Below are 17,657 nucleotides of genomic sequence, written 5' to 3'. Positions count from 1 at the left end.
ATTATGAATTAGGAGTAGTTAAAGACTAAATATTAAGCAGTTGCAATGAAGAATAGGTGAAGCGGTATCGCTAGGCGGTGTGTCGGGCGAAACATAACAAGAATTAAAGTTTTCGCGTTAACGGAGATTTTATAAGGCTAATATGTTACGGATGCTATTTAATTATTGTGAAAAATAAAGTAAATGACACGGTTTAGGTGATGTAGCGAGTGAATATAGCGCTAAAACAATTTGATCTGTTATCGCAGAATTGTCACGCCTTGTCGCATTTGGTGTTCGTTTCATGGTAATTGTTATATCTTAATGATTAATAAATGTAAGTTTACCTTGTGACTTGAAGCGGAATCTATGGAAGTAATGAATACTGAAAGTACACTCGAATTAGAGCCTCAAGCATTTTCTAAACAAAGTCATCAGTTTTGGACATTGCAAATAGCGGGTTGGCTTGGCTATTCGGTGGTAGTGTTTATTGCCATAATTCGCCCACAAATAGGCCAAGACGGTTTTAACCTCTCTGGTCAGCTCATTAATCTTGTCGTTGAAACCCTCAGCGGTTTTATTTTGTCTTATTTGCAATGGCAAATGATACGAAAAATTGTCCACTTACCTTTAAAGAAAACCTTAGCCTTAAGTTTTGTATCTGCTGCGAGCTTAGGGTTTATATTTAATGTGATAAAGCTGAGTTCGTATAAAGTTTTGGTTTACCAACAGCAATGGAATGAAGCATGGGATATGCTTGAATTCGGTGGCTGGTTACTCTTTTCCTTAACCACCATGTTTGTTTGGACCTCAATATATTTCATTATGCTTTACAACACGAAATTGCAACGTGAACATGAAATGTTGCTGCGAGCGCAAACGGCGGCTAAAGATGCACAACTGCAAATGTTACGTTATCAACTTAATCCGCATTTTATGTTTAATACCATGAATGCTATATCTACGCTTATTTACAAAAATGAAAATGATACCGCCAATGAGATGATAGATAAGTTGTGTGAGTTTTTTCGTTACTCTCTTGATAAAAATGATAAAAGTAAAACAACTTTACAAAGAGAACTTGAATTAATTGAGCTATATTTATCAATAGAGAAAGTTAGATTTGCCAATCGTCTTAGTGTTGAAATTGATGTTAGCGAAAGCGTATTGGGCTGCCAAGTACCCAGTATGTTGTTGCAACCATTAGTAGAAAATGCCATTAAATATGCTATTGAGTTGAGAAAGTCAGGCGGGATAATACGTATTGCCGCTAAACAGCTAGCTGGCAGGTTAGTGATTCAGGTGGCTGATAATGGACAAGAAACACCGATAAAAGTTAGTGATGGTTTTGGTATTGGCATGAGTAACACCAAAGCTAGATTAAATGCCATGTTTGGTGGTGATTATCATGTTGATATAACTAATACCAAAGATGGCGGTACACTGGTCTCGATTTCTATTCCGTATGAGAAGTAAATAGGTTAATGATTAATAAACCACTGACAGCTTTAATTGTTGATGATGAGCCGCTAGCTCTAGAAGGCTTGCGCTTAAGGTTAGAAAAAATTCCTGAAATTGAAGTCATTGCCGAAGCGAGTGATGGCGACCAAGCCATTCACCTATGCCAAACTTTGTCGCCAGACGTGTTATTTTTAGATTTGCGCCTACCCGGGCTCAATGGTATTGAAGTGGTACAAGCATTACAGTCTGACATTCTTCCTATGGTGGTTTTTGTCAGTGCTTATGGTGAATATGCCATAGATGCATTTGAATTAAATGCCATTGACTATGTGATGAAACCGGCAAACCTGGGGCGTTTACAAAAAACAGTAGAACGCATTTTACAGCGAGTTGAGCCAGTTGATTCAGGTAAGGAAAAATTTAAGTTATTACGTGCACTAGGTGAAAGTTCTGGCATAGCTATTTCAGAGCTTGAAGACTGGCTAGAATCAGACTTGCCGCTGCCGAGTCCGTTTACCCAAGAGTTGGTGATAAAAAATAATGATAATGAAAAAGTTTTTTTGCCGATTAAAGATATTCGCTGGATAGACGCGGCCGGTGATTATATGTGTGTTCATACCCATGATGAAACACATGTGGTACGAATAACCATGAAAAAACTTGAGAGCCAGTTAGATCCGAAAATATTTTCTCGTATACATAAATCCACTCTAGTTAACATTCATTGTATTAAGAGTATTAAACCATTACGAAATAGTGAAAGCATTCTTGAATTAGGTGATGAAGTGCAATTAAAAGTAAGCCGCAATTTCAGTTCGGATATTCAAAAAATTGTTGAAGCGAAGCAAATTTAACCACTTGTCGTATTTTTAACTCGTCTTATCTTGATATTTCATCAAAAACTGTCAATACCGCATACAGCAACCACTATAGCGCATTTTAATTGTAACTATTTGTAATTTAAACCAGTATTATTTCAGGGGGTAGTCTGTCGTTTTAGTCAATATTTCGACATGACTACTGAACTATAGTGCTAAATAAACTCGTATTAAATAATATTAAAACAAAGCGTTTTGTTAGCACATTAAAATAGTTGAGTAACTGGAACATAAATTATGATAAAAGCTGCAAAAAGTATTACACAGTTCATTGCATTGCTATCTACGGCGACTTTAATAGGTTGTGGTGGTAGTAGTGTTGAAACTGAAACCAAAGTGGATGCCGTAGATCCACAAATTCCGGTGACAGACTGGCAACTGGTATGGAGCGATGAATTTGATGGCTCGTCAATTGATGCCAACAAATGGAACCATGAAGTTAACTGTGATGGCGGAGGTAACCAAGAAGAGCAGTGTTATACCGACGCACCTGAAAACTCTTTTGTTGCCGATGGTATGCTAAATATTGTTGCCTTACCTGCAGCTGAAGGTGCAGCTAAACCTTATACGTCTGCTCGATTAAATACTAAAGGTAACCAAAGCTGGAAGTATGGTCGTTTTGAAATGCGTGCGAAACTTCCTGCAGGACAGGGTGCTTGGCCGGCATTTTGGATGTTACCTACCGATGAGGTTTACGGTGGTTGGCCACGTTCTGGTGAAATTGACATTATTGAGTCAGTTAATCTAAAAGCGGGTACTAATGAAGGTGGTAGTGAAGCCCATGTTTATGGCACTTTACATTATGGCAAAGAGTGGCCAGACAATAGTTTTTCTGGGCAATCTTATTTATTACCTAATGATATTAATCCAGCGGATGACTTTCATACGTATGCAATTGAATGGCAAGAAGGTGAAATTCGCTGGTACGTTGATGACTACTTATACGCTACACAGCGTAAATCAACCGTACGTTACAACAGCAAAGATGAAGCTGTAGGTTTATCGCACCGAGGTTGGTTTACTGAAAACTTTAATATTGTTTCCGGTGAGCTTGAAACGCAGTGGGAAAATGCTCCTTTTGATCAACGCTTCCATTTATTACTAAATTTCGCTGTTGGTGGTAATTGGCCTGCATCTGTCAACGATACAGGTATTGATGCCAGTGCCTTTGAAAATGGCAATTCTTACATTGTTGACTATGTACGTGTCTATCAATGTCAGCAGGATACTTTAACTGGCCGAGGCTGTGAAACTGTTCGCCCAGGTTATGATAGTTTTGATGATGCTATGGTGGAAGGTAAAGCGCCAATTCCATCACCACCATCTACAGGGGTTCCGCAAAATTTAACGATTTTCTCAGGGGCGATTAATCCTAATTGGCCTGCATGGGATTGTTGTGGTGGTTCAACTCCTGCCATCGTAAATGATGCAGATAAAGGTGATGTGGTTGAATTTGTTGTAGGAGCAGAGCCAACGGTAATGGGCTTTATTTCTCGAGAAGCATTTATTGATGATCCAGCTGGGCAAGCTTCTCCATTTGATGCTTCACCATTAATTGATTCTGGCACGTTAAAATTTGACATGAAAGTTGTAACCGCGCCAAGTAATACTGATTCAACGTGGTTAATAAAAGTTGAAAGCCAAGAGGGGACAACTGCCGTTGAAATGCCTATTGCTAATAGTACTGAAGGCATAGCTCCTGAAACAGGCGTATGGCAAACACATACTTTCCCTTTGAAAACTTTAGCTGATGCCGGTTTAGACCTAAGTGCAATTGACGTTGTGATGATTTTCCCGGCTTGGGGCACGGGCGAGGGTGCGGTTTATCAGGTTACTAACTTAACTATTGCTGGGGATACCGTTGCGTCTCCGCAAGTAACCATATTCGAAGATGCAGAAAATGCTAGTTGGCCAATGTGGGATTGTTGTGGTGGTTCAACCCCAACCGTAGAAACGGATGATGCCGAACACGGCGCTGTAGCGCAATTTAGCATAGGTGCTGACCCAACCGTTATGGGGTTTATTTCTAGAGAAGGCAATACTGATTCGCCTGCACCATTTGATGCAACGGGGATTTTAGCCAACGGTGTTGTGCAATTTGATATGAAAGTTGTCGCTATGCCAAATGATGCAAGTGCAACTTGGTTATTTAAAGTCGAAGCGGATAATGCCGCAACAGCGGTTGAACTGCCGCTATCTGAAAGCGTTGAAGGTGTGGTACCTGTAGTCGACCAATGGCAAACCTATACATTCAATTTAGCCGATTTAGCCAATGCAGGTTTAGATGCGAGTGCTATCGATGTATTGATGATATTCCCGGCATGGGGCACAGGTGAAGGCGCTGTTTATCGTGTTGATAATGTTAAAATGTATGATCCCAATGCTTCTACAGATTTTAATGGCCATGTGTTATTTGCTGATGATGTCAAAGAGCAATGGAGCATTTGGGATTGCTGTGGTGGTTCGACACCAACATTAGAAAATGATGATACTGAACACGGCATGACGGCAGAATTTGTAATTGGCGCTGCGCCAACCGTCATGGGGCTATTAGCTGATGACGACGTTTATTTAGATGCTTCAAGCTTATTAAGTACTGGTGTTATCCAATTTGAAATGAAGGTGGTCACTGCACCAAATGATGCTAGTGCGGTGTGGAAATTCAAAATTGAAGCGGGTGATACAGCTTCTACGGTGGAATTAGACTTAACGGCAAGCCAAGAAGGTGCGGCTCCGGTTGTTGGTCAATGGCAAACCTATACCTACTCACTTGAAAGCTTATTTGATGCTGGCTTAGACCTAAGCGCTATCGACGTTATTATGGTTTTCCCTGCTTGGGGAACAGGTGAAGGTGCAGTATACCGCCTTGATAATGTGATGATCTTTGATCCAAGCAGCGTACCAGCTCCTCAAGGGTTAACCTTATACGACAACGCGCAAAATGCCGAATGGCCAATTTGGGATTGTTGTGCAGGTTCAACCCCTACTGAAGAAGAAGATGATGCTAATCATGGTATGGTGGCCGAGTTTGTTATTGGTGCAACACCAACGGTAATGGGATTCCTAGCCAATGACGGTGTTTATTTTGATGCAAGTTCACTATTACAAAATGGTGTAGTGAAATTTGATATGAAAGTTGTCAGTGCGCCAAATGACGCTGGTTCAGTATGGAAATTTAAAATTGAATCAGGTGATACAGCAAGTGCGGTTGAATTGGATTTAACCGCTAGTCAAGAAGGCGCTGCACCGGTTGTCGGTGAGTGGCAAACTTATACTTATACACTTTTAGACCTATTTGATGCTGGCTTAGATGTTAGTGAAATTGATGTGATTATGGTTTTCCCTGCTTGGGGAACGGGTGATGGAGCAGTTTATCGACTGGATAATGTCGCAATAACTGCACCATAACACGTAATTCAAAAACCTAATTTAAAAATGTGCGGCTGGCCTTTTGTAGCCGCCATAAATAAAACTAAATTTAACTAAGTAGGGTTAACATGAAACATTTAACATTCTCAAAAAAACATTTAGCTGTTTGTATATCGGCAGTTATAGCGGCAGGTTTTAGCCAACCAGTTTTTGCTGCGGAAGAAGATGCGGCATTAACAGAGAAAGATGAAAATATTGAAGTTATTGAAGTAAAAGGTATTCGAGGTTCATTAGTTCGTTCAATGAACATTAAACGTGATATGTCAGGTGTGGTTGATGCCATTTCTGCTGAAGAAATGGGTAAGTTTCCTGATACCAATTTAGCTGAGTCATTACAGCGAATTACTGGTGTTTCCGTTAGTCGAAGTAATGGTGAAGGAAGCCAAATTACCGTGCGTGGTTTTGGTCCTGAATTTAACTTAGTAACCTTAAACGGTCGCCAAATGGCGGGTACGGGGTTTACGCGTTCATTTAATTTTGAAAACTTATCATCTGAAGGTGTTAGTTCTCTCGAAATTATGAAAACTGCACGTGCCGAGGTTCCTACCGGAGGCTTAGGCGCAACAGTAAATATTGTTACGGCTAAACCTTTTCAAAATCCAGGTGAAAAGTTCTCTTTTATGGCAAAAGGGATTCATGATAGTTCTGTTGAAGATGGCGATGATGTAACCCCTGAAATAGCAGGTATTTATAGCAATACTTTTGATGATGATCGTTTTGGTGTCTCAGCTAATTTCTCTTACCATAGAAGAGATTTTCAACGTCAAGCTGCCAATGTACGCTCTTGGCTGGTAAATCCATCGTTAAGTGTTGACCCTGAGAATATTATAGATAATCGACCTGTGGATGCGGAAGGAAATGTCGCTAAACAATTTTTTGACCCTACGGCAGGAGAAAATGGTGAATATGTTTCTGCATCTTTTTTTCCACAAGAAATAAGTTACGCACGAGAAGATATTCAACGTGAACGCACAAATGCTCAGGTCACTTTTCAGTTTGCCGCAACAGATGATTTAATTTTTACCTTAGACCACACCATATCTAATGCAGTAACAGGCAATAACTCGCTGTCTTGGGGCATGTGGAATGGTTCATTTGGTGGTAATGCTAACTCATATGAATTGGATGAAAATGGCACGGCTATTTATTATAACTCGGCCGGCGATGATGGCTCGTTTACCTCATTTCGTGAGACTAATGAAGTTGATTCGAAAGCAACAGGTATTAACATTGAGTGGTTTGCCAGTGATAATTTAAGTTTCACTTTTGATGCTCATACCTCTAAAACAACCACTGATAATGGTAAAGATAAAGGCTTAGGTGCTAATGCTCGAGTAATACTTGGCTCTGCGGATCTTTCAACCAAAGAGTATTTCTTTACAGAAGGCGATATTCCAGGCTTTAACATTAATTGGAATAATGGTAGTCAAGAAATAAATCCGAACCAAATTGGCTCTAACTTTAGTATTTTTACGCGCACGCCAGGTGAGTCGGAAGTTTCACAAGTTCAATTAGACGGAAAGTTATTATTAGATACAAATTTCGGCTTAGAAACCGTTAAATTTGGCACCGCCTACACTAAACAAACATTGAGTGGTTGGGGCGGTTCTAATAATGCCAATGCACCAGGTTTTAATAATGGTACCTTTGCTGAGATATTCCCTGATGGTATGTTTGAAAGAGTTGATTTAAGTGACTTCCTTGATCAGTTCTCTTTTGGCTCTGGTGGTGTTTCTCCTGGCTATGCCTACACTTTTAATCTTGACGAAGCATTCACAAGACAAGCCTTGTTTTTGACAGAAGATGTGGTTGGGAGTGATGTTTATCAAATAGGTAGTTTTGATGACTTCCCTGTTAATAAAGTGGAAGAAGAGACTATTAGTTTATACATTTCAACAGACTGGCTTTTTGAAGTTAGTGGTTACGATGTACAAGTTAATCTTGGTGTTCGCTATGAGGAAACTGACATTGTTAGCCCGGCGAAAAGTCGTGTAGCCGAATTAGTATATTGGGCTGGCGGCTCTGAGTGGATCACTCAGTTTGCTAGCGGTGGTGAGCTAGTCGAAGTTGATTATGAAGGAAATTATGATCTACTCCTGCCTATGTTAGATATTAAGGTTGATCTTAGTGATGAATTAGTCGCGAGAGCGTCTTGGGGACAAACTATTACTCGACCAACATTAGGCGATATGCTTGGAAACCTTAGTTTAACGTCATCTCCAAAACTTAATTCGAGAAGTGGTAGTCGCGGTAATCCTAATTTACAGCCATTTAAGTCGACTAATATTGATTTAACCCTTGAATATTACTACGACGAAGCTAGTTATGCTGCAATTGGATTATTTTGGAAAGATGTTGATGACTGGATTGACAATGCTGAAGTTAAAACAACATTTGATGGCCTACATGATGTTTATTTAGGTCAGCGTTGGAATAATGCAGTCGCCGCGATAGAAGGACGAGGCGAACAGGCGACAGATTCAGCAATATACAATGAAATTGTTGCCAACGGCGTTGGTATTGGCGAGAACAATCGCATATTACCCGACGCAGCAACTGACCCTTTAATTGAATGGACCATAAGCTCTCCAGAGAATGTTGGCTCACGTAAAGTTAATGGTATTGAGATTGCTATTCAACACTTATTTGGTGAGTCTGGCTTTGGTGCCGGATTTAATGCCACCTTTGTTGATGGTGATGTTGAATATGATAACTATGTGCTTGCGTCTCAAGCTGTGTTGTCAGGCTTAAGTGACTCAGCCAATATCCAAGGCTTCTATGAGAAAGATGGCTTGTCAGTAAAAATTACTGGCGCATGGCGTGATGAGTACCTTATTGGTCAAGGTTTACCTGATGCAGCTGGTTCTCCTCCACAATATGCCGAAGAGTACCTGCAATGGGATCTCAGTGTTAACTATGAACTTAATGACAATATGACGGTATTTTTTGAAGGTGTGAATTTAACCAACGAAACCGAACGATCATTTAGTCGCTTTGAAAGCCAATTCTTAAGTGCCGCTCAATATGGCCCAAGATACGCACTTGGCTTTAGATACACTATGGATAACTAAAGTTGCTTGTTTACGTCAGCAGTCTTTGAGTATTAGACATTTGTAAACCGCGCTTATAGATAATGTAAGCGCAACTCATTCATCGGTGCAGCCTAAGATAACTTAGGTTTATTAACGTAAAGCCTGCACCGACTCCTCTTGATATAGGAATTTTATTATGGCTGGAAATTCGGTCATTTTAGAGCAGAACTCTCGCGCAACCAATAGTGTTTCGCCGAGTCAAAATCGTTTTGCTCTGATCTCATTAACAACATTATTTTTTATGTGGGGCTTTATTACCTGCCTAAACGATATTCTTATTCCTCATTTAAAAGCCATTTTTGACTTAACCTATACCCAGTCAATGTTGGTGCAATTTTGCTTTTTTGGCGCTTACTTTTTAGTGTCATTACCTGCTGGCCAACTAGTAAAAAAAGTCGGTTATCAAAAAGGTATTGTCGCCGGCTTAATTGTTGCAGCGTTAGGCTGCTTGATGTTTTATCCTGCGGCGTCAATGCACAGCTACCCAATGTTTTTGTCAGCATTGTTTGTGTTAGCTAGCGGGATCACTATTTTACAGGTTTCGGCTAATCCTTATGTAACATTACTAGGGCCAAAAGAGTCAGCGTCTTCACGCTTAACCATGACTCAGGCTTTTAACTCCTTAGGCACTACAGTTGCTCCCTATTTAGGTGCCTTGTTTATTCTTAATGAAGCGGCAAGCTCAATGTCAGCAGCGCCTTCTGCAGACTCGGTAAAAGTGCCATATTTAATATTAACAGCAGCCTTATTATTGTTAGCCGCTATTTTTGCATGGTTAAAATTGCCACATATTAGCAGCGCCGAAACAGCACCCGATGAAGTGGTATCAGGCTCAGCTTGGCAGTATCGCCATTTGGTTTTAGGTGCTGTTGGTATTTTTGTTTATGTTGGCGCTGAAGTGTCAATTGGCAGTTTTATGATTAATTTTTTTGGTGAAGCCAATATTGCCAGTTTAGCAGAGTCTGATGCAGCGAAATATTTAACTTATTATTGGGGCGGAGCTATGGTCGGTCGTTTTATTGGTGCAGCAGTTATGCAAAAGGTTTCCGCCACTAAAGTTCTTAGTTTTAATGCCTTTTTTGCTGTTATTTTAGTTTCTGCAGCCATTTTAATGAGCGGTAGTTTTGCGATGTGGGCGCTACTTTTAGTGGGGTTATGTAACTCTATAATGTTCCCTACTATTTTTAGTTTAGCGCTAAATGGACTAGAAAAACACACGAGTCAGGGGGCTGGAATTTTATGTTTAGCGATAGTTGGTGGTGCCATTGTTCCGCTAGTTCAGGGCATTCTGGCTGATATTGTTGGTGTGCAACTATCATTCGTTATTCCTGTGCTTTGTTATAGCTATATTGTCTATTACGGTATGAATGGCTCTTCGCCTGTTAAAGCAGTTAATAAGGAGCAGATGTCATGAATAAGTTAACTTATGCAGTTTTATCTGCCTTGGTTTTAATTGCGGTGCAAGGTTGTAATTCAGCAACGAAAGAGCAAAACGCTATAAAAAAAGTAAGTGCCGAGCAGGCCGAAAAAAATCTATCGATTTGGCCTGTCATTAACTCAGAAGTTAAAACTGACGCGGCGCTAGAGCGACAGGTACAAGCTTTGCTCGCTACTATGACGTTGCAGCAAAAAGTTGCGCAGATGATTCAGCCTGAAATTCGCGATATCACTCCAGACGATATGCGTAAATATGGTTTTGGCTCGTACCTAAATGGCGGCGGCGCATTTCCAAATAATAACAAGCACTCAACACCGCAAGACTGGATTGCATTAGCAGAAGAAATGTATCAAGCCTCCATTGATGATTCTCTGGATGGTTCAACGATTCCAACCATGTGGGGCACGGACGCCGTCCACGGTCATAACAATGTTATTGGCGCAACTTTATTTCCCCATAATATTGGCTTAGGCGCAGCTAACAATCCTGAACTAGTTGAGAAAATAGCGCAAATTACTGCGACTGAGGTGATGGTAACAGGTATTGATTGGGTATTTGCACCAACGGTGGCGACAGTTCGAGATGACCGTTGGGGCAGAACTTATGAAGGTTACTCTGAAGATCCTGAAATTGTTAGATCTTATGCCGCCTCGGTTGTTAAGGGGTTACAAGGACATGCAAGCAATGACTTTTTAGGCGACAACCGAGTGATCAGCACCGTTAAGCATTTTATTGGTGACGGCGGCACGATTGCTGGCGATGACCAAGGTAATAATATTGCCTCAGAGCAAGATTTATTTAACATTCATGCTCAAGGCTATGTCGGTGGATTATCGGCAGGTGCTCAGTCGGTTATGGCGTCATTTAATAGTTGGCATGGCGATAAAATCCACGGCAATCGTTATTTATTAACGGATGTATTAAAAACTAAAATGGGCTTTGATGGTTTTGTGGTTGGTGATTGGAATGGCCATGGGCAAATAGTTGGCTGTACAAATGAAAATTGCCCGCAGGCGGCTAATGCTGGGCTAGATATTTTTATGGTGCCAACTGATGCATGGAAGCCGTTAATGGAAAATACCATTGAACAAGTTAAACAGGGGATTATTCCACAATCTCGTATTGATGATGCGGTAAGTCGTATTTTACGAGTTAAGCTACGCGCTGGACTCTTTAGTAAACCGAGCCCAAAAGATCGAATATTCTCAGGTAAAACAGAGCTTATCGGTAGTGAACAACACCGAGAAGTGGCAAGGCAAGCTGTGCGAGAGTCGTTAGTGTTATTAAAAAATAAAAACGATATTTTACCGCTTTCACCTAAGTTAAATGTATTAGTTGCTGGTGACGCTGCCCATAATATTGGAAAGCAATCAGGTGGTTGGAGTATTACCTGGCAGGGCACTAACAATAGTAATCAAGACTTCCCTGGCGGTTCCTCTATTTACGATGGTATTGCAGCGCAAGTAAAAGCTGCTGGTGGCAAGTTAATGTTAAGTGAATATGGTACTTTTTCACAACAGCCAGATGTTGCCATTGTTGTTTTTGGTGAAGAACCATACGCCGAAGGGCACGGTGATAAAGACAACTTAGCGTATCAGCGCGGTGTGAAAACAGACTTAGCATTGTTGAAAATGCTACAAAGCCAAGGTATTCCCGTGGTAAGCATTTTCATCAGCGGACGTCCGATGTGGGTGAATGCTGAGTTAAATGCCAGTGATGCATTTGTGGCTGCTTGGTTGCCAGGCTCTGAGGGACTGGCAGTTGCCGATGTGCTCTTTAAAGATAATAACGGCAATATCCAGCACGACTTTAAAGGTAAATTATCATTTTCATGGCCAAAAACAGCGAACCAAGTTGTCAATCGTTTTGATGAGGATTATCAGCCGTTATTACCTTATGGTTATGGTTTACGTTATGTAAATCAAACGGAAGAAAATCTACAGCAATTATCGGATAACTTATCTGAAGAAATAGAAAATGACATAGAGAATACGAAAAATACCTCAGTGTTTTCAGGTAAAGTGGTTAAGCCTTGGCGAATGTTTTTAACATCAGCTTCGCAAGCTTCAGAATTGCTTTCTAATAGCGGTGCATTGCCCGGTGCTGCATATAGAACGGTTGATAAAGTGGTGCAAGAAGATGCATTTCGCCTTGAAACTAATGGTAGTGAAAATGCTGGCATTAGCTTTTCCAGCAGTTTTAGAGAAGACCTATCTTTTGAGTTAGAACAAAAGTCGGCATTGGTGATGACCCTAAAACGTGATAGTGATGTCTTAGAAGCTGTTAATATTGCGATGAGTTGTGAATCGGAAGGGGACGTTGCGGGTAGTTGTCGTGCAGAAGTTGATATTCAACAACAGTTAAAGGCCATCCCTAAGGGACAATGGCGGGAAATTGCTATCGACTTACAATGCTTTGTAGAAGCAGGCGTACAATTAGATAAAATTGTTTCACCTTTTGCTTTGAGCACGCACGGCGCAGTAAAATTATCGTTTAGTGATATTCGTTTTATGCCTAATGTGTTTACTGAAAGTCGCAAGTGTATTAAAGAATAAACTTGTTCGATATCTAGCGTTTTACTTAATAAAAGCCAGCGACTATTTGCTGGCTTTTTTGTCGCGAATTATAAACACCCCATACCAATAAATAACTGTCGGCTAGCTAAATCACCTTCAATTGCTCGGCGACCGTGCATAACACGCTTATTGTCTATAAGCACTAAATCGCCATCTTGCCATTGCACTTCGTGGGTGAACTTTTCGGCAAGTAAAGTGAGTTCTTGTTTAAGTTCAGGTGAAATCTCTTCGCCATTCGATAAAACTACTTTCGGTGTTTCATAGTTAAAAGATGGCCCTAAAATAGCGTTAGCAAAAGCTAATTTGTCAGAAAATGCCCCTTTGATACATGGATTAATCGTCAAATGATAAGTAAGACTGTCGTCACTATTTAAAATGGCTTGTTGATTTGGTGCCAGAGCATTTAAATCATGTAAGTGCTGCTCATTAACTTGCTCACTGCTCGATATTGCTGGATGTTGGTCAGCAACATATTGACGCCAAAGCTTTGAAGGTAACGTTCGTGAAACTGTGATCGGCTTTTCAAATAAGGTTTTTAGTTTTTTGGACATGTTTTGATATATTTCAGCGCCATCACAAACCGTTGTTTGCGAGCCGGAAGTAGCACTTTTGGCACTATAAAAGGCAACTAAATCAGGCGGTAAGGGGGTGTTGCCATTTTCAATGTGTAAGCCTACGGCAGTAGTACCCGCATTAACTTTTTGAGTTGAGTCATTGCCGTATTCTCTAGCAGGATCAAAGGTTAATTGCCGACTGAAGGTTTTTACTATTTGGCTAAAGCTGGTTAGATTCATTTGAAAGTCACGCAGCAAAACCCAACCTGATGCTATTAATGCTTGCTTAGCACTAGCTAGTGTTTCTGGGGCAAGGATGTCACTATTTTGCTTATTCAATATAATATTATTCATAACAATACTCTTTACTCTCAAAGTTGATTTGAGCTCAGTATTAATGAGTAACCTTAAGGAAATCTTAATGAGTAAAATAAAAGAGATTAGGCCAGCAGGATAAATTTTACGCAAAAAAAAGCGCTCACTTAAAAAAGTAAACGCATTATAAATAAACATAAAACACTAAGGGAAATAAAGCCTCTCGTATACTATGAGTGATGAAGTTTTAATTAGTTCAATTTGTTTTAATATTTTCTTGATAAAGTTGATTTTATTGTTTTTACGCTGCTCATTTATAGCAAAAGCTTGATATTTCTACTTAGTGCACGCACTTCTATAATTAAGTTTATATAATTTACGGTGCCTAATTACGTTATGTTGTCTTACTTTCTGCCGATATTTATTGGTGTCGTGTTAATTGCATATTTCGCTGGGAAACCTCATTGGCAAGCTTATAAACGCTCGATAATTAAGCGTAAGCCTTTTAAAAAAGCTTGGCGTAAAATAATTCAACAGCGAATGCCTTACTTTCGTACTATGCCGGCAGACTTGCAGCTACAACTAAAGCAGCATATTCAGGTTTTTTTAGTAGAAAAAGAGTTTGTTGGCTGTAATGGCGTTGTAATTACGGATGAAATTAAAATTACCATTGCCGCACAAGCTTGTTTGTTGCTGCTCAATCGAAAAACTAATTATTATCCAAAATTAAAAACCATACTTGTCTACCCAAGCGCGTTTGTTAAAGAGCAACAAAACAGAAATGCTGATGGTGTGCAATTTTCGCAAAAAGTTGTTTTAGCTGGAGAGTCTTGGGATTTTGGCAAAGTTGTTTTATCTTGGCAGGATACTATAGACGGAGCACAAATTCCTGATGATGGTCGAAATGTGGTTATTCATGAGTTTGCTCATCAGTTAGACCAAGAAAACGGCCCGGCTAATGGCGCTCCAATTCTTGACAAACAGCATAGTTATCAGTGTTGGTCAGAAGTTTTTTCAGCGCAGTTTGCGATTTTACAGCAACAAGCGAAAGTTGGTGCGCCATCTTTGTTTGATTATTATGGCGCGACAAACCCAGCTGAGTTTTTTGCCGTTGCTAGTGAAGTATTTTTTGAGCAATCACAGCAGTTAGCTAGCGAATACCCGAAGCTTTATCAACAACTAACTCAATATTACACTATTGATCCCTTACATTGGTGATTGAGCATTAAACTTGAAATATCTGAATTAGTTAAAAAATAGGTAAAAAAAAGCGTTCACTTAAAAAAGTAAACGCAAGATAAAAACATGAAACACTAAGGGAAATAAAAGCCTCTCGTATAGTATGAGTGGTTAAGCAATGAAAAGTTCCTTAACTATTTATAAATTTAATTATTTTTCATTCTTTGCCACTTTTCTGGTACGAAATGAACTATGTTATTTACCTATGCTGGACGTTATTTTAAGTCAAATCTATCAAGTTGCATTACCTTTACCCAAGCCTTAACAAAGTCAATGATAAATTTGTCTTTAGCGTCATCTGAGGCATAAACTTCAGCAATAGCGCGTAATTCAGAGCTAGAGCCAAAAATTAAATCAACTGGGCTTGCTTGCCACTTTAATTTACCTGAGTTTCGGTCAAAGCCTTGGTATACTCCTGCCTGCGATTTGTCTTGCTTCCATGTGGTTGACATATCTAATAAATTGATAAAAAAGTCATTACTTAATACACCGGGTTGCTTGGTAAATATTCCAAGCGTTGAATTGTTGTAATTGGTATTAAGTGCCCGCATACCACCGACTAATACGGTCATTTCTGGCACATTCAAACCTAGCATATTGGCTTTATCGACGAGCATTTCTGTAGGGGACATGTAGCTATCAGCATGATAGTAATTTCTAAAACCATCTGCCTTAGGTTTTAAATAGTTAAACGACTTAATATCAGTTTGTGCTTGTGTGGTGTCAGCGCGACCAGGAGAGAAAGGAACGTTAATCTTGTGTCCTGCCATTTTTGCTGAGTTTTCAATAGCGGTTGCGCCGGCAAGGACAATAAGATCGGCAAGCGAGATTTTTTCTGTTGAAGATTGACGATTGAATTTTGCCTGAATACCGGCAAGCTTAGCTAGGATTTTCTTTAGCTCTTTCGGGTTATTAACCGCCCAAGTATTTTGTGGTGCTAAGTTAATACGAGCACCATTAGCACCACCGCGCATGTCTGTTACACGATGGCTTGATGCCGCAGCCCAAGCTGTTTTCACTAATGCTGAGTTAGTTAAGCCAGATTGAGTAATTTGCTTTTTAAGTTTGACAATATTTTTATTTGAAACAAGTGGGTAGTCAATGGCTGGAATAGGGTCTTGCCATAGTAATACTTCACTCGGTATTTCAGCGCCAACATAACGAGCACGAGGCCCCATATCTCGATGGGTTAGTTTAAACCAAGCTTTGGCAAAGGCTTGGTCAAACTCTTTTGGATCGGCCCGAAAACGCTCAACAACTTTTAAAAATGCAGGATCTTCTTTTAGTGCTAAGTCTGTTGTAAACATAATAGGTGCATGACGCTTATTTGGAATATGAGCATCGGGGACTAAATTGGCTGCGGTTTTATCTTTTGGTATCCACTGGATAGCGCCGGCTGGGCTTGTGGTAATAATCCACTCAAAATTCATAAGATTATCTAAATAGTTCGAAGACCATTGGGTTGGTGTTGTCGTCCATGCGCCTTCTAGTCCACTACTGGTTGTGTCGGCACCAACGCCTGAGCCACATTTATTTTTCCAGCCTAAGCCTTGTTGTTCAGTGCTGGCAATTGCAGGCTCCGCGCCAACACAATGCTCTGGTTTTTTAGCACCGTGTGCCTTGCCTAAAGTATGACCACCGGCGATAAGCGCAACAATTTCTTCATCATTCATTGCCATACGGCCAAATGACATTCTGATATCTTTTGCTGCTAAAAGTGGATCTGGTTTTCCGTGTGGACCAACGGGATTGACATAAATTAATCCCATTTCAACGGCAGCAAGAGGCCCCTTAAGTTTGCCTTTTTTATCCCGGCGCTTATCGTCTAACATTGTCGTTTCTGGGCCCCAGTACACTAAATCTGGCTCCCAATCGTCGCTTCTGCCACCGGCAAAACCAAACGTTTTAAAGCCCATAGACTCTAAAGCGACATTACCCGACAGTACCATTAAGTCGGCCCATGATATTTTACGACCATACTTTTGTTTAACTGGCCAAAGTAAGCGGCGGGCTTTGTCTAGATTTACATTGTCAGGCCAACTATTAAGAGGGTCAAAACGTTGCTGCCCACCTGATGCGCCGCCACGACCATCATGTACTCGGTAGACACCAGCGCTATGCCACGCCATGCGAATCATCAATGGGCCATAATGTCCCCAATCAGCTGGCCACCAGCTTTTAGAGTCAGTTAGCGTTTTTTCTATATCTTTTTTAAGTTGCTGCAAGTCGACCGTGGCAAACGCTTTGGCGTAATTAAATTTATCTCCATACGGGTTAGATTCTGCGCCGTGCTGGCGTAACGGGCTTAAATTTAGTTGCTCAGGCCACCAAAATTGATTGGTTTTGGCATTGCCAGCGGCTATAGCCGATGTTGAAAAGGCCATTGATGACATTGCAATGCTGATTGCAGCGGCTAATGGTAATGTTTTTTTAATCATGTTATTCCCCAGCAGTAATATTGGTTTATATCTGTTGATAAACTCAGATAGTTTAAGCTTAGAGCTGGTGGCACTGTTTTTATAATTGATTGAATGGAAGATACTGTTCAGTTTTTTAAATGAACATTTAAATAACTATAATAAACAACAGATTAAGTATGTTTTTGACGATGCGTTGCTTGCTTTTAGCCCATACTAGTTTTTAGTAGGCTGGTATAATTCAAATAAATAATTAAACTAGTGGTTATGTTCAATAAT

General features: G+C 40.2%; 9 protein-coding genes. 7 read left to right on the top strand and 2 right to left on the bottom strand.

The window, feature by feature from the left end; all coding sequences use genetic code 11:
- The first annotated feature begins 357 nt into the window (after nucleotides 1-357).
- From AC27HL_RS13520 to AC27HL_RS13495, 6 genes are all read left to right on the top strand, one after another.
- Nucleotides 358-1,455, top strand: coding sequence for a sensor histidine kinase (locus AC27HL_RS13520; RefSeq protein ID WP_487081579.1), 1,098 nt, complete (start codon nucleotides 358-360; stop codon nucleotides 1,453-1,455).
- Between the two features lie 8 nt (nucleotides 1,456-1,463).
- Nucleotides 1,464-2,294 (top strand): LytR/AlgR family response regulator transcription factor, encoded by an 831-nt coding sequence (locus tag AC27HL_RS13515; RefSeq protein ID WP_487081578.1) that lies wholly within the window; start codon nucleotides 1,464-1,466, stop codon nucleotides 2,292-2,294.
- A 261-nt stretch (nucleotides 2,295-2,555) separates the two neighbouring features.
- Nucleotides 2,556-5,726 (top strand): family 16 glycosylhydrolase, encoded by a 3,171-nt coding sequence (locus AC27HL_RS13510; protein ID WP_487081577.1) that lies wholly within the window; start codon nucleotides 2,556-2,558, stop codon nucleotides 5,724-5,726.
- A gap of 89 nt (nucleotides 5,727-5,815) precedes the next feature.
- Nucleotides 5,816-8,818: a TonB-dependent receptor gene (locus tag AC27HL_RS13505; protein WP_487081576.1), complete on the top strand. Its 3,003-nt coding sequence runs from the start codon at nucleotides 5,816-5,818 to the stop codon at nucleotides 8,816-8,818.
- 157 nt (nucleotides 8,819-8,975) lie between these two features.
- On the top strand, nucleotides 8,976-10,253 hold the full coding sequence (locus AC27HL_RS13500) for a sugar MFS transporter (protein ID WP_487081575.1): 1,278 nt from the start codon (nucleotides 8,976-8,978) through the stop codon (nucleotides 10,251-10,253).
- Nucleotides 10,250-12,832 (top strand): glycoside hydrolase family 3 protein, encoded by a 2,583-nt coding sequence (locus AC27HL_RS13495; RefSeq protein WP_487081574.1) that lies wholly within the window; start codon nucleotides 10,250-10,252, stop codon nucleotides 12,830-12,832. The genes AC27HL_RS13500 and AC27HL_RS13495 overlap by 4 nt, the downstream gene beginning before the upstream one ends.
- 68 nt (nucleotides 12,833-12,900) lie before the next feature.
- On the opposite strand, the gene AC27HL_RS13490 is transcribed toward AC27HL_RS13495, so the two are convergent.
- Entirely contained in the window at nucleotides 12,901-13,761 is an 861-nt protein-coding gene (locus AC27HL_RS13490) for a TauD/TfdA family dioxygenase (RefSeq protein WP_487081573.1), read from the bottom strand.
- A 357-nt stretch (nucleotides 13,762-14,118) separates the two neighbouring features.
- Here AC27HL_RS13490 and AC27HL_RS13485 point away from each other — a divergent pair, with 357 nt between their 5' ends.
- Complete coding sequence (locus tag AC27HL_RS13485) at nucleotides 14,119-14,940, top strand: M90 family metallopeptidase (protein ID WP_487081572.1); 822 nt, start codon at nucleotides 14,119-14,121, stop codon at nucleotides 14,938-14,940.
- A gap of 236 nt (nucleotides 14,941-15,176) precedes the next feature.
- Here the strand turns inward: AC27HL_RS13485 and katG are convergent, their stop codons facing one another.
- Nucleotides 15,177-17,399, bottom strand: coding sequence for a catalase/peroxidase HPI (gene katG, locus AC27HL_RS13480; protein ID WP_487081571.1), 2,223 nt, complete (start codon nucleotides 17,397-17,399; stop codon nucleotides 15,177-15,179).
- Nucleotides 17,400-17,657: the final 258 nt, after the last annotated feature.

The organism is Colwellia aquaemaris (genome assembly GCF_057548755.1).
The sequence above is the reverse complement of the archived record's forward strand: the minus strand, read 5'-3'. Positions and strand labels throughout refer to the sequence as shown.

Coding starts and splice junctions, on each gene's coding strand:
- AC27HL_RS13520 (WP_487081579.1), top strand. CDS start 358: ATGAATACTGAAAGTACACTCGAATTAGAGCCTCAAGCATTTTCTAAA.
- AC27HL_RS13510 (WP_487081577.1), top strand. CDS start 2,556: ATGATAAAAGCTGCAAAAAGTATTACACAGTTCATTGCATTGCTATCT.
- AC27HL_RS13515 (WP_487081578.1), top strand. CDS start 1,464: ATGATTAATAAACCACTGACAGCTTTAATTGTTGATGATGAGCCGCTA.
- AC27HL_RS13505 (WP_487081576.1), top strand. CDS start 5,816: ATGAAACATTTAACATTCTCAAAAAAACATTTAGCTGTTTGTATATCG.
- AC27HL_RS13485 (WP_487081572.1), top strand. CDS start 14,119: ATGTTGTCTTACTTTCTGCCGATATTTATTGGTGTCGTGTTAATTGCA.
- AC27HL_RS13500 (WP_487081575.1), top strand. CDS start 8,976: ATGGCTGGAAATTCGGTCATTTTAGAGCAGAACTCTCGCGCAACCAAT.
- AC27HL_RS13495 (WP_487081574.1), top strand. CDS start 10,250: ATGAATAAGTTAACTTATGCAGTTTTATCTGCCTTGGTTTTAATTGCG.
- katG (WP_487081571.1), bottom strand. CDS start 17,399: ATGATTAAAAAAACATTACCATTAGCCGCTGCAATCAGCATTGCAATG.
- AC27HL_RS13490 (WP_487081573.1), bottom strand. CDS start 13,761: ATGAATAATATTATATTGAATAAGCAAAATAGTGACATCCTTGCCCCA.